Annotated in this window: 5 protein-coding genes; 2 read left to right on the forward strand and 3 right to left on the reverse strand. The window is 66.7% G+C overall.

Features of this window, described 5'->3' with window-relative positions:
• Positions 1-11: 11 nt before the first annotated feature.
• From ACE3QP_RS09400 to scpA, 3 genes are read right to left on the reverse strand one after another with little or no spacing between them, the layout of a single operon-like run.
• Complete coding sequence (locus tag ACE3QP_RS09400) at positions 12-1,544, reverse strand: acyl-CoA carboxylase subunit beta (protein WP_374435503.1); 1,533 nt, start codon at positions 1,542-1,544, stop codon at positions 12-14.
• Positions 1,537-2,532 carry a methylmalonyl Co-A mutase-associated GTPase MeaB gene (gene meaB / locus ACE3QP_RS09405; protein WP_374435505.1) on the reverse strand — a complete coding sequence of 332 codons (996 nt, stop codon included), beginning with the start codon at positions 2,530-2,532 and terminating at the stop codon, positions 1,537-1,539. The genes ACE3QP_RS09400 and meaB overlap by 8 nt, the downstream gene beginning before the upstream one ends.
• Positions 2,529-4,694, reverse strand: a complete 2,166-nt coding sequence (gene scpA, locus ACE3QP_RS09410) for a methylmalonyl-CoA mutase (RefSeq protein WP_374435507.1) — start codon at positions 4,692-4,694, stop codon at positions 2,529-2,531. Before scpA ends, meaB begins: the two co-directional genes overlap by 4 nt.
• 94 nt (positions 4,695-4,788) lie before the next feature.
• On the opposite strand from scpA, the gene ACE3QP_RS09415 reads away from it, so the two are divergent.
• Positions 4,789-5,466, forward strand: a complete 678-nt coding sequence (locus ACE3QP_RS09415; protein WP_374435509.1) for a GntR family transcriptional regulator — start codon at positions 4,789-4,791, stop codon at positions 5,464-5,466.
• Positions 5,467-5,999: 533 nt separating this feature from the next.
• Positions 6,000-12,989 carry a heme utilization protein gene (locus tag ACE3QP_RS09420; RefSeq protein ID WP_374435511.1) on the forward strand — a complete coding sequence of 2,330 codons (6,990 nt, stop codon included), beginning with the start codon at positions 6,000-6,002 and terminating at the stop codon, positions 12,987-12,989.
• Positions 12,990-13,134: the final 145 nt, after the last annotated feature.

Here is a 13,134-nt window from a genome sequence, read left to right on the forward strand (position 1 = left end):
GGGCACCTCGCTTACAGGGGAATGTTCCCGTGCTTTCGCCACGGGTTCTCGAGCTTCTTGTCTTTCAGCATCTTGAGCGAACGGCAGATGCGCTGGCGCGTCTCGTGCGGCTGGATCACGTCGTCGATGTAGCCGCGCTCGGCCGCCACGAAGGGGTTGGCGAAGCGGCGCTTGTATTCGGCCTCGCGCGCCGCCAGCTTTTCGGGGTCACCCTTGTCCTCGCGGAAGATGATCTCCACCGCGCCCTTCGCGCCCATCACCGCGATCTCCGCATTCGGCCACGCGAAGTTGACGTCGCCGCGCAAATGCTTGGAGGCCATCACGTCGTAGGCGCCGCCATAGGCCTTGCGGGTGATGACGGTGATCTTCGGCACCGTGGCCTCGGCATAGGCGTACAGCAGCTTGGCGCCGTGCTTGATGATGCCGCCGTACTCCTGACTGGTGCCGGGCATGAAGCCGGGCACGTCCACGAAGGTGACGACCGGGATGTGAAAGGCGTCGCAGAAGCGCACGAAGCGCGCGGCCTTGATGCTGCTCTTGATGTCCAGGCAACCGGCCAGAACCAGGGGCTGGTTGGCCACGATGCCGACGGTGGCGCCGTCCATGCGCGCAAAGCCGGTGACGATGTTCTTGGCGTACTCGGGCTGCAGCTCGAAGAAGTCGCCGTCGTCCACCACCTTGGTGATCAGCTCCTTGATGTCATAGGGCTGGTTCGGATTGGCCGGCACCAGGGTGTCGAGCGAGTCGTCACGGCGTGTGGCCGGGTCACCGCTGGGCCGTACCGGCGGCTTCTCGCGGTTCGAGAGTGGCAGGTAGTTGAAGAAGCGGCGCAGCATCAAGAGCGCCTCGACGTCGTTTTCGAAGGCCAGATCGGCCACGCCGCTGCGGCCGGTGTGGGTGGAGGCACCGCCCAGTTCCTCGGCCGTCACTTCCTCATGCGTCACCGTCTTCACCACCTCGGGGCCGGTGACGAACATGTAGCTGCTGTCCTTCACCATGAAGATGAAGTCGGTCATCGCCGGGCTGTAGACGGCGCCGCCGGCGCAGGGCCCCATGATCAGGCTGATCTGCGGAATGACGCCGCTGGCCAGCACGTTCTTCTGGAATACGTCGGCATAGCCGCCCAGCGAGGCCACGCCCTCCTGGATGCGCGCGCCGCCGCTGTCGTTCAGGCCGATGACCGGGGCACCCACCTTCATCGCCTGGTCCATGACCTTGCAGATCTTCTCGGCATGGGCCTCGGAGAGCGCCCCGCCGAAGACCGTGAAGTCCTGGCTGAAGGCAAAGGCCAGGCGGCCATTGATGGTGCCGTAGCCAGTCACCACGCCGTCGCCGGGGATGTGGTTCGCGTCCATGCCGAAGTCCACGCAGCGGTGCTGCACGAACATGTCCCACTCCTCGAACGAGCCCTCGTCGAACAGCAGCTCCAGACGTTCGCGGGCCGTCAGCTTGCCCTTCTTGTGCTGGGCCTCGATGCGCTTGACGCCGCCGCCCAGACGCGCCGCGGCACGCTTGGACTCCAGCAGTTTCTGGATGTCATCCATGGGGGTTCACTCCTGACAAGAATTCGTTCAGCAATTGGCGCGCAGCGGTGGAGGCGGCCACCTTTCCCGCGCGTACATCCTCTTTGAGCCCGGGCCAGTGCGCGGCCACGCCGGGGTGGGCGGCAAAGGCCAGCCGCAAGCCTTCGTCAATGCGCTCCTGCAGCCACGCCAGATCCTGCGCATGGCGGCGCGCCTCGAACTGCCCGGCCTCGCGCTGGTGCACGCGGTGGCGCTGCACGGCGGCCCAGAACTCGGCCACGCCCTCGTGGCTCAGGGCGCTGCCCTGCAGCACCTCGGGCAGCCATTGCGCCCCATGGGCCTGGTTGTGCAAGCGCAAACTGGAGACGATCTGCGCCCGGGCGCGCATCGCGGCATTCGGGTCCAGATCGGCCTTGTTGATGAAGATCAGGTCGGCCAGTTCCATCACGCCCTTCTTGAGGGCCTGCAGGTCGTCGCCGGCGTTGGGCAGTTGCAGCAGCGCGAAGCAGTCGGTCATGCCCGCCACGGCGACCTCGCTCTGGCCCACGCCCACGGTTTCGACAAGCACCACGTCGAAGCCCGCGGCCTCGCACAGGCGCATCACCTCGCGGGTGTGCGAGGCCACGCCCCCAAGCGTGCCGCGGCTGGGGCTGGGGCGGATGAAGGCGTTCGGCTCGATGGCGAGCTTTTCCATGCGCGTCTTGTCGCCCAGGATGGAACCGCCCGAAACCGAGGAACTCGGGTCCACCGCCAGAACCGCCACCGTCAAACCCTGACCGACCAGGTGCAGGCCGAGGGATTCGATGAAGCTGCTCTTGCCCACCCCGGGCACGCCCGAGAGGCCCACGCGGATGGCGCCGCCGCTGTGCGGCAGGGCCTCGGTCAGCAACGCGTCGGCCTGGACGCGGTGCGCCGGCAGCGTCGATTCGAGCAAGGTGATGGCCTTGGCCAGGGCTCGACGCCGCGCTGGCGCCGGCCCTTCGCGCAGGGCTTGGACGTGCAAGGTCACGCGGTGACGGCAGCGCGAATGTGCTTCAGCACATCCCGGGCGGCATCGGGGATGGCAGTACCGGGCCCGTAGATGCCCTTGACGCCCTGGGCGTACAGGAACTCGTAGTCCTGCGCCGGGATCACGCCGCCGACGAACACGATGATGTCCTCGCCACCCTGCTCCTTGAGCGCTTGCACGATCGCCGGCACCAGGGTCTTGTGGCCGGCGGCCAGCGTCGAGACGCCGACCGCGTGCACGTCGTTCTCAATCGCCTGGCGGGCGCATTCCTCGGGGGTCTGGAACAGCGCGCCGATGTCGACGTCAAAGCCCAGGTCGGCAAAGGCCGAGGCCACCACCTTGGCGCCGCGGTCGTGGCCATCCTGGCCGAGCTTGGCGATCATCACGCGCGGGCGGCGGCCATGCTCGGTCTCGAAGCCAGCCACCTCGGCCGTCAGCTTCGTCCACTCGTCGGGTTCGGTATAGGCGCCGGCATAGACGCCGCTGACCTTGTGGGTGTCGGCGCGGTGGCGGCCCCAGACGGATTCGAGCGCGTCGCTGACCTCGCCCACTGTGCAGCGCACCCGCATGGCCTGGATGCTCAGGGCCAGCAGATTGCCGTCGCCAGTCTTGGCGCATTCGGTCAGCGCACTCAGCGCAGCTTGCACGGCCGCGCCGTCGCGGTGGGCCTTGATGGCCGCCAGACGCGCCACCTGGGCCTCGCGCACGCGCACGTTGTCGATCTCGAGGATCTCGACCGGATCCTCCTTGGCCAGCTTGTACTTGTTGACGCCGACGATGACATCGGCGCCGGAATCAATGCGTGCCTGCTTCTGCGCGGCACTGGCCTCGATCTGCAGCTTGGCCCAGCCGCTGTTGACTGCCTGCGTCATGCCACCTTGGCGCTCCACTTCCTCGATCAGCTCCCAGGCTTTGTCGGCCAGGTCCTGGGTCAGCTTCTCCATCATGTAGCTGCCGGCCCAGGGGTCGACGACCTTGGTGATCTGCGTCTCTTCCTGCAGGATCAGCTGGGTGTTGCGAGCGATGCGCGCCGAAAACTCGGTGGGCAGCGCGATGGCTTCGTCAAAACTGTTGGTGTGCAGGGATTGCGTGCCGCCAAACACTGCGGCCATGGCCTCGATGGCAGTGCGCACGACGTTGTTGTAGGGGTCTTGCGCGGTCAGGCTCCAGCCGCTGGTCTGGCAGTGGGTGCGCAGCATCAGGCTCTTGGGGTCCTGGGCGCCGAAGCTTTTCATGATCCGGCACCACAGCAGGCGCGCCGCACGCAGCTTGGCCACTTCCAGATAGAAGTTCATGCCGATGGCGAAGAAGAAGCTCAGGCGCGGCGCAAAGGCGTCCACCGGCAGGCCACGCTTCACCGCCGTGCGCACGTATTCCATGCCATCGGCCAGGGTGAAGGCCAGCTCGATCGCCTGGTTGGCGCCGGCTTCCTGCATGTGATAGCCGCTGATGGAGATGCTGTTGAACTTCGGCATCTCGGCGGCCGTGTGGGCCATGATGTCCGCAATGATCCGCATCGAAGGCTCGGGCGGATAGATGTAGGTATTGCGGACCATGAACTCCTTGAGGATGTCGTTCTGGATCGTGCCGCTGAGCTGGTTGGGCGAGACGCCCTGCTCTTCCGCCGCCACCACGTAGGAGGCCAGCACCGGCAAGACCGCGCCGTTCATGGTCATGCTGACCGAGACCTTGTCGAGCGGGATGCCGTCGAACAGGATCTTCATGTCCTCGACCGAGTCGATCGCCACGCCGGCCTTGCCGACGTCGCCCACCACGCGGGGGTGGTCGCTGTCATAGCCGCGGTGGGTGGCGAGGTCGAACGCCACCGACACGCCTTGCCCTCCGGCAGCGAGCGCCTTCCTATAGAAGGCATTGCTTTCCTCGGCGGTGGAAAAGCCGGCGTACTGGCGGATCGTCCAGGGCCGCACCGCGTACATCGTGGCCTGCGGGCCGCGCAGGAACGGCTCAAAGCCCGGGAGGGTGTCGGTATGCGGCAGGCCCTGCAGGTCCGCCGCCGTGTACAGGGGCTTGACCGTGATGCCCTCGGGCGTAACCCAGTTGAGCTTGTCCACCTCGCCGCCGGGCGCCGATTTGGCCGCCGCCTTCTGCCATTGCGTCAGCGTGGCGGGGTTGAACGAGGGCGAGGTCTTGTTTTCGGACATGGCGGGCCTATCGAACTCCAAATCGGCCGGCATCATAGCCGGGACGTCATTCATAATTATGAATTCAAACCTGAATCCGGCCTGACGTCCCGCCATGTCCACCCCCGCCGCGCAACTCGCTCCCCGCGCCTTGTATGAGGAGGTGGCAGAGCACCTGCGCCAGCGCATCTTCAACCGCCAGCTCGAGCCTGGCGCCTGGGTGGACGAGCTCAAACTCTGCCAGGAACTGGGCATCAGCCGCACCCCGCTGCGCGAGGCGCTGAAGGTGCTGGCCACCGAAGGCCTCGTCACCATGAAGGTGCGGCGCGGCGCGTACGTGACCGAGATGAGCGAACGCGATGTGCGCGAGGCCTATCAGCTGCTCGCCCTGCTGGAGAGCGACGGCGCGGCCAGCCTGGCCGCCAAGGCCAGCGCGGAGCAAATCGCCGAACTGGACGCCCTGCACGCCGACCTGGAACGCGAGTACCCGCAGCGCGACGGCTTCTTCGCGGCCAACGAGCGCTTCCACCTGCGCCTGCTGGAGATGGAAGACAACCGCTGGCGCCAGCAGATCGTGACCGATCTGCGCCGGCTGATGAAGCTGAACCGCCACCACTCCCTCTTCCAGCAGGGTCGCTTGGCGGAATCCCTGGCGGAGCATCGCCAGCTGATGGAAGCGCTGCGGCAGCGCAATGCGGACGCCGTGCGCAGCACCATGCTCACCCATTTCCGGAACGGACTCCGCGCCGCCGAGGGCCCGGTGGCGGGCACTGCGGCACTGCCTCCTTCTTAAGAACGAGACCGCCCCACCCCAACCCGAAATAGGGCGGCGAATGCGCCGCACTGCGTGGAAGACTGGGCAAACCAGCATCCTTTTCCTGGTGCTGGCGGCCGAAAGCCCTACTAGGATCCCCCTCAAATGAGGGTCCGATGGGCTTGATGCCGGCCTGGAATGAGGGGTTCGCTGTACCGATCTACTGGTTTGTACGGAGGCGAGCCAGAAACCTTTAGAAACCGCTAAAGGTCCGACCAGGGCGTCCGATAAGCCGAGAACGACCACTGCCATTCGGTAGCCGCAGGCCTGTATTTGCAATCAGGCTGTCGCGGCCTCATGAGAAAAGAACGATGCCAACTGCGAGATCCAAAGCGAATGCCGGCTGGCCATCCAGGGGATGGACATGACCGACCGCCCGTCGCATCTTTCTTTCTGCACACCCCTGCCCTGGGCAGCGGTGTGCGTTGGCATTTCTGAACCGCTGGTTTTCTGCCGCCAGCCCATGCGGGACGCCGCTTGGGCCTCTGAACTTTTGAGCAAGTGAGCGCACCATGGCATCTCTGATCACCGGCCTGACCACCGAGCAAATTGCCGGCCTGACGACCACCATCCTGTCGCGCCTCACCACCGAGGACTGGGCGGCCTTCAACACCGAGCAGGTCCAGGCGCTCACCACGGAGCAAGTGGGTTCGCTCACCAGCTTCGCGTTTCGCTACCTCAATACCGAGCAGTTCGCAGCCTTCCAGACGGAAGACTTGCAGAAGATCAGCACCACTTCGGTCGCTTCGCTGCGCACGGACATGCTGAACGCGCTGGGCACCGAGCAATTCGGCGCCTTCACGTCCACGCAACTGCGCTCCCTGACGACCACGCAGATCCGCAACCTCGAAACCGAGGACGTGGCGGCGCTGAGTTCGGACCAGCTGACAGCACTGCTGACCGGCCAGACCCGTGCGCTGACCACCGAACAGCTGGTCTCGCTGAGCACCGAGTCGCTGAACGCCTTCAGCAGCACGCAGTTCGGCGCCTTCACGTCGACTCAGATCAAGTCCTTCACCACCGAGCAGGTCTCGGCCCTGGAGTCTGGCGACCTGCGCGCGTTGGGTTCGGGCGGCTTCCGGGCCTTGAGCAGCGAACAGGTCGGCGCACTGAGCACCGACAGCATCGTGGCCCTGACGACCCAGCAGATGGGGGCGCTGACCACCTCGCAGGCCGTCGGACTGACCACCGACCAGATTGCGGCCATCGCGACCGATGACCTGCGGGCCATCACCACCAGCACGCTGCGCGGGCTCGATACAGCTCAGATCGGCGCGCTGGATACCGCCCAGATGGGCGCCCTGCTGACCACCCAGGTACGGGCCCTGACGACCGAACAAGTCAACAGCCTGACCACCGAGGACTTCACCGGCCTGACCTCGGTGCAGTTCGCCGCCCTGTCCACCACCCAGGTCTCCGCCTTCAGCACCGAGCAGGTCGCGGCCATCGAGACCGATGACCTGCGGGCGCTGGGCACCTCGGGCTTCCGGGTGTTGAGCAGCGAGCAGATCTCCGCGCTGTCCACCGAGAGCATCGTCGCCATCAGCACCTCCCAAGCTGGCGTGCTGACCTCGCAGCAGGCCACCGGCCTGCGTACGGACCAGGTGGCCGCACTGGCCACGGACGACCTGCGTGCCCTCAGCACCTCGACGATCCGCAACCTCAGCACCGACCAAGTCAGCGGCCTGGACAGCGCTCAGGTGGGTTCACTGACCACCACCCAGGTGCGCACGCTCACCACCGAGCAGCTGACCACGCTGGCCACGGATGAGCTGAACGCCCTCAATACCTCGCAGTTCTCCGTGCTGAGCACGGTGCAGGTCAAGGCGCTGAGCACCGAACAGATCAATAACCTGGAGTCGGCCGATATTGCCGCTCTGGGCACCACGGGCATCCGCGCGCTGGCCAGCGACCAGATCGCCGCACTGAGCACCGAGGGCATTCAGTCCATCAGCACCCAGCAGGCTGCTTCGCTGACTTCCACCCAGGCCGCAGGCCTGAGCACCGAACAGATTTCGGTGATCGCAACCGATGACCTTCGTGCCCTGTCCAGCGCCGCCCTGCGATCCCTGACGAGCGAACAGTTCACCGGCTTTGACAGCGCCCAGCTCAGTGTGCTGACCAGTGCCCAGGTGCGTAGCCTCACCACCGATCAGTTGTCGACCCTCACCAGCGACAGCCTGAATGCATTCGGTACGGCGCAATTCGCCGCCCTCAGCTCCGCTCAGCTGCGCGCCCTGTCCACCGACCAGCTCAGTACGCTGGAGTCGGCCGACCTGGTCGCAATCGGCACCGCCGGCATCCGCGTCTTCACCAGCGACCAAATCGGCGCCCTGTCGACCGAGAGCATCGTCGCCCTCACTTCGATGCAGGCCGCATCGCTCACCTCGGCGCAGGTGGCCGGCCTGAGCACCGATCAGATGGCCGCCATGGCCACCGATGACCTGCGCGCCCTCAACAGCAGCGCGCTGCGCCAGCTCAGCACCGAGCAGGTGGCCGCGCTGGACAGCGCCCAGGTGGGTGCCCTCACCACGGCCCAGGTGCGATCCCTGACGACCGAGCAGGTTGCCAGCCTGAGCACCGAGGACCTGAACGCCTTCAGCTCGCAGCAGTTCGCGGCACTGAGCACCGGCCAGGTGCGCGGCTTCAGCACCGAGCAGGTTGCCAATCTGGAGAGCGAGGACCTGCGTGCCCTGGGCACCGCCGGCCTGCGCGTCTTCACCAGTGAACAAATCGGCGCCCTCAGCACCGACAGCATCGTCGCCCTGACCTCGATGCAGGCGGGCTCGCTGACCTCCGCCCAGGTCGTGGGCCTGAGCACCGACCAGATCGCCGCCATCGCGACCGATGACCTCCGCGCCCTCAGCAGCTCGGCACTGCGCAACTTCAGCACCGAGCAGATCGGTGCCCTGGACACCGCGCAGATCGGCGCCCTGGCCACGGCACAGGTCCGCAACCTGACGACCGAACAGCTCGTCAGCCTGAGCACCGAGGACCTGAATGCCCTGAGCTCGGCCCAGTTCGCCTCGCTGAGCACCACCCAAATCGCCAAGCTGAGCACCGAACAGGTGGCCGGCCTGGAGACCGAAGACCTGCGCGCCTTGGGCACCGCCGGCTTCCGCGTGCTGAGCAGTGAGCAGATTGCCGCGCTCTCGACCGAGAACATCGTCGCCATCAGCACCAGCCAGGCGGCCGCGCTGAGCTCGAGCCAGGCCACCGGCCTGAGCACCGAGCAGGTCTCGGTGATCGCGACCGATGACCTGCGCGCCATCACCACGACGCCGCTGCGCAACCTGAGCACCGAGCAGATCGGCGGCTTGGACACCGCCCAGATCGGCTCCCTCACGACCCTGCAGGTCCGCTCGCTGACCACGGCGCAGTTGGCCAGCCTGGGCACCGAGGAGCTCAACGCGCTGACCTCGGCCCAGTTCGCCGCGCTCAGCACCACGCAGATCAAGGCGCTCAGCACTGAGCAGGTGGCCGGCCTGGAGTCCGATGACCTGCGGGCCATCGGCACCGCGGGCATCCGCGTGTTTGCCAGCGATCAGATTGCCGCCCTGTCCACCGACAGCATCGTCGCCCTGAGCTCGCAGCAGGCTGCGGCCTTGACGACCGCGCAAGTCACCGGCCTGAGCACCGACCAGATGGCGGCCTTCGCCACCGACGATCTGCGTGCCCTGGGCAGTGCCGCCCTGCGCCAGCTCAGCACCGATCAGATCTCGGCCCTGGACAGCGCCCAGATCGGCTCGCTGACCACGGCCCAGGTGCGCAGTCTGGGTACCGAACAGATCGCGGCGCTGAGCACCGAGGATCTGAACGCCTTCAGCACCTCGCAGTTCGCCGCCATGACGACGACGCAGGTGCGTGGCTTCAGCACCGAGCAGGTGGCCAACCTGGAAAGCGAAGACCTGCGTGCCCTCGGCACGGCCGGTTTGCGCGTCTTCAGCAGCGAGCAGATCGGTGCGCTGAGCACCGACAGCATCGTCGCCCTGACCTCGATGCAGGCGGCTTCGCTGACCTCCAGCCAGGTGGCTGGCCTGAGCACGGAACAGATTGCGGCCATCGCCACGGATGACCTGCGTGCGCTGAACAGCTCGGCCCTGCGCAACTTCGACACTGAGCAGATCGGCGCCCTGGACACCGCACAGATCGGCGCCCTGAGCACGGTTCAAGTGCGCAACCTGACGACCGAGCAGGTCACCAGCCTGAGCACCGAAGACCTCAATGCCCTCGACTCGGCCCAGTTCGGCGCACTCAATACCGCGCAGATCAAGAGCCTGACAACCGAGCAGGTGGCCGGTCTGCAGACCGAAGACCTGCGCGCCCTGGGCACCGCCGGCTTCCGCGTACTGAGCAGCGAACAAATCGCCGCGCTCTCGACCGAGAACATCGTCGCCATCAGCACCAGCCAAGCGGCCGCGCTGAGCTCGACCCAGGCCACCGGCCTGAGCACCGAGCAGGTGTCGGTGATCGCGACCGATGACTTGCGCGCCATCACCACCACGCCGCTTCGTAACTTCAGCACCGACCAGGTGGGCGGGCTGGATACCGCGCAGATCGGTTCTCTGACCACCCTGCAGGTCCGCGCGCTCAGCACCGAGCAGCTGGCCAGCCTCAGCACCGACCGTCTGAATGCGCTGACCTCGGCCCAGTTCGCTGCGCTCAGCACCACGCAGATCAAAGCGCTGAGCACCGAGCAGGTCTCCGCCCTCGAGTCCGATGACCTGCGGGCCATCGGCACCGCCGGCATCCGGGTGTTCGGCAGCGAGCAGATCGCGGCCCTGTCGACCGACAGCATCGTGGCCATCACGACGATGCAGGCGGCGACGCTGACCTCTGCGCAAATCACCGGCTTGGGCACTGACAAGATTGCGGCACTGGCCACCGATGACCTGCGCGCCCTCAGCAGCACGGCTCTGCGTGCCCTCAGTACCGAGCAGGTGGCGGCGCTGGACAGCGCCCAGATCGGCGCACTGACCACGGTTCAGGTGCGGGCACTGTCGACCGAGCAGGTCGCCAGCTTGAGCACTGAAGACCTGAATGCCTTCAGCACCACCCAGTTCGCGGCCCTGACCAGTGCCCAGGTGCGCGGCTTCAGCACCGAGCAGGTGGCCAACCTGGAAAGCGAAGACCTGCGTGCCCTGGGCACGGCTGGACTGCGAGTGTTCAGCAGCGAGCAGATCGGCGCCCTGAGCACCGAGGGCATCGTGGCACTGACCTCGATGCAAGCGTCCACGCTCACCTCCAGCCAGATCGAAGGCCTGACGACCGAGCAAGTCGCCGCGCTGGCCACCGATGACCTGCGCGCGCTCACCAGCTCGGCCCTGCGCAACTTCGACACCGAGCAGATTGGTGCGCTGGACACCGCGCAGATCGGCGCTCTGACCACGGCGCAAGTGCGCAGCCTGACGACGGAACAGGTCGCCAGCCTCAGCACCGAAGATTTGAACGCCCTGAGCACGCTGCAGTTCGCGGCCCTGAGCACCAGTCAGATCAGCGGACTCAGCACCGAGCAGGTGGCCGGTCTGGAGACCGCGGACTTGCGTGCCCTGGGCTCGGCCGGCGTGCGTGTGTTCAGCAGCGAGCAAATCGCGGCCCTGAGCACCGAAAACATCGTGGCCTTGAGCAGTCAGCAGGCCGCGGCGCTCACCTCGGCCCAGGTGGCTGGCTTGAGCACGGAGCAAGTCGCGGCCATCGCGACCGATGACCTGCGCGCCCTCTCGACCCTGGCCTTCAAGTCGCTCAGCACCGAACAGGTGGCAGCGCTCGACTCGGCCCAGGTGGCCAGCCTGAGCACGACGCAGCTCACCACCATGAGCTCCGAGCAGCTGGGCGCGTTCAGCACCGAAGACATCGTGGCGCTGAGCACCACGCAGTTCGCGTCGCTGACCAGCAAGCAGATGCTGGGCCTGAGTACCGAGCAGGTGGCGGCGATTGCCACCGATGACCTGCGGGCCATCGGCTCGACCGCCCTGCGCGGCCTGAGCAGCGAGCAGATCGCGGCCCTGGGCACCGATCAGGTCACCGGCTTCACGACCAGCCAGCTCGGGGCGCTCACCAGCACCCAGGTGGTGGGCTTCAGCACCGATGCCTTGCAGGCCTTGAGCACCGACCAGTGGCGCTCGATCAGCAGCAGTTTCATTGGCGCCCTGAGCTCGGATCAGATCGGCGGCCTGGCCACCGATGACCTGCGAGCACTGAGCACCAGCGGCCTGCGTGCGCTGAGCTCCGAAGACTGGGGCGCCTTCAACAGCGACCAGATGGCGGCCTTCACCAGCAGCCAGCTGAACACGCTGACCAGCGCCCAGATCATCGGCATCAGCAGCGAGGACATCGGCGGCATCAGCACCGATGCGCTGATCGGGATCAGCACCGCGGCCTTCCGCGCCCTGACGACCGAGCAGATGGAAGGCCTGACCAGCGACCAGTTCGCCGCCTTCAGCACCACGCAGATCAGCGTGATGACGACGGCGCAGATCGTGGGGCTGGATTCCGGTGACGTCTCCGCCCTGACGACCGACCAGGTGCGTGCCTTCACGACGAGCCAGCTGAGCAGCATGACGACCGAGGACTTTGCCGGCTTCGGCAGCGAAGACATCGCGGCCTTCGTGACGGCACAGATCCGCGGCATCACCAGCGACCAGATCGCCAGCATGTCCACCGACCAGGTGGTCGGCTTCGAGACGGCGGACCTGGCGGCGATGAACATGTCGCAGGTGCTCGCCTTCACGACGGATCAGACCGCCGCGATGACCACGGAACAGACCAACGCCCTGTTCCTGGCCACGCCGATCATGCTCGACCTGGACGGCGACGGCATCAAGACCACGGCTGCCGCGGGCGGGGTGAACTTTGACCTGTTCGGTGATGGCAAGTCGGCCCAGTGGGGTTGGGCGGCCGGCGGTGATGGCTTCCTGGTGATGGACCGCAATGCGGACGGCCTGATCAACAACGGCCGCGAACTGTTCGGCTCCGGCACGCGTCTGGAAGACGGCAGCCGCGCGTCGGATGGCTATGCCGCCCTGCGCGAGCTCGACACGGATCGTGACGGTGACGTCGACGGCAAGGATGCCGCCTTCGGCCAGCTCAAGGTCTGGGTGGACGCCAACCACGACGGCCAGACCGATGCGGGCGAGCTGAAGTCACTGGCGGAGCTGGGGATTGCCAGCCTCGATCTGCACGCTGCCAAGGGCACGGAGGTCGACAACGGCAACCTGATCGGGCTGGTGTCCAGTTACACCAAGACCGACGGCAGCCAGTCCACCATGGCCGACGTCTGGTTCGCGAAGGACCGCGAGGCACCGCCGGCAGTTGAGCTGCTGGCACCGGCGGCCGATGCGGTTCCGCTGCCGGGGGCTGGTGCGGGCGGAGGCGCTGCGCCGGATCCGACCGGATCCGCGGCCACGCCAAGGCCGCCAGAGGATCTGCCCCCGATCGTCCCGCCGCTGCACAAGCAGTTGGACGACGACGAGCTGAACCGACCGCCCACGCCGCTGTTCTAAGCGCACCCCAGCGCACCCTTTGCGCGACGCCGGGCCCATTGCCTGGGCCCGGCCCCGAACCCCCGCCTCGGCGGGGTTTCTTTTTTTCAGCGCCCGCGCAGGAATGCCGGGTCAACCCGGGGCGCTTCGGGGCCTTGAGGCCATC

Origin of the sequence: Inhella sp., assembly GCF_041912635.1 — a bacterium.
In the GTDB taxonomy this organism is placed as follows: domain Bacteria; phylum Pseudomonadota; class Gammaproteobacteria; order Burkholderiales; family Burkholderiaceae_C; genus Inhella.

What these genes read in the sequence shown, in the direction of transcription:
- ACE3QP_RS09400 (WP_374435503.1), bottom strand. Translation starts at nt 1,544, where the DNA reads ATGGATGACATCCAGAAACTGCTGGAGTCCAAGCGTGCCGCGGCGCGT.
- scpA (WP_374435507.1), bottom strand. Translation starts at nt 4,694, where the DNA reads ATGTCCGAAAACAAGACCTCGCCCTCGTTCAACCCCGCCACGCTGACG.
- ACE3QP_RS09415 (WP_374435509.1), top strand. Translation starts at nt 4,789, where the DNA reads ATGTCCACCCCCGCCGCGCAACTCGCTCCCCGCGCCTTGTATGAGGAG.
- ACE3QP_RS09420 (WP_374435511.1), top strand. Translation starts at nt 6,000, where the DNA reads ATGGCATCTCTGATCACCGGCCTGACCACCGAGCAAATTGCCGGCCTG.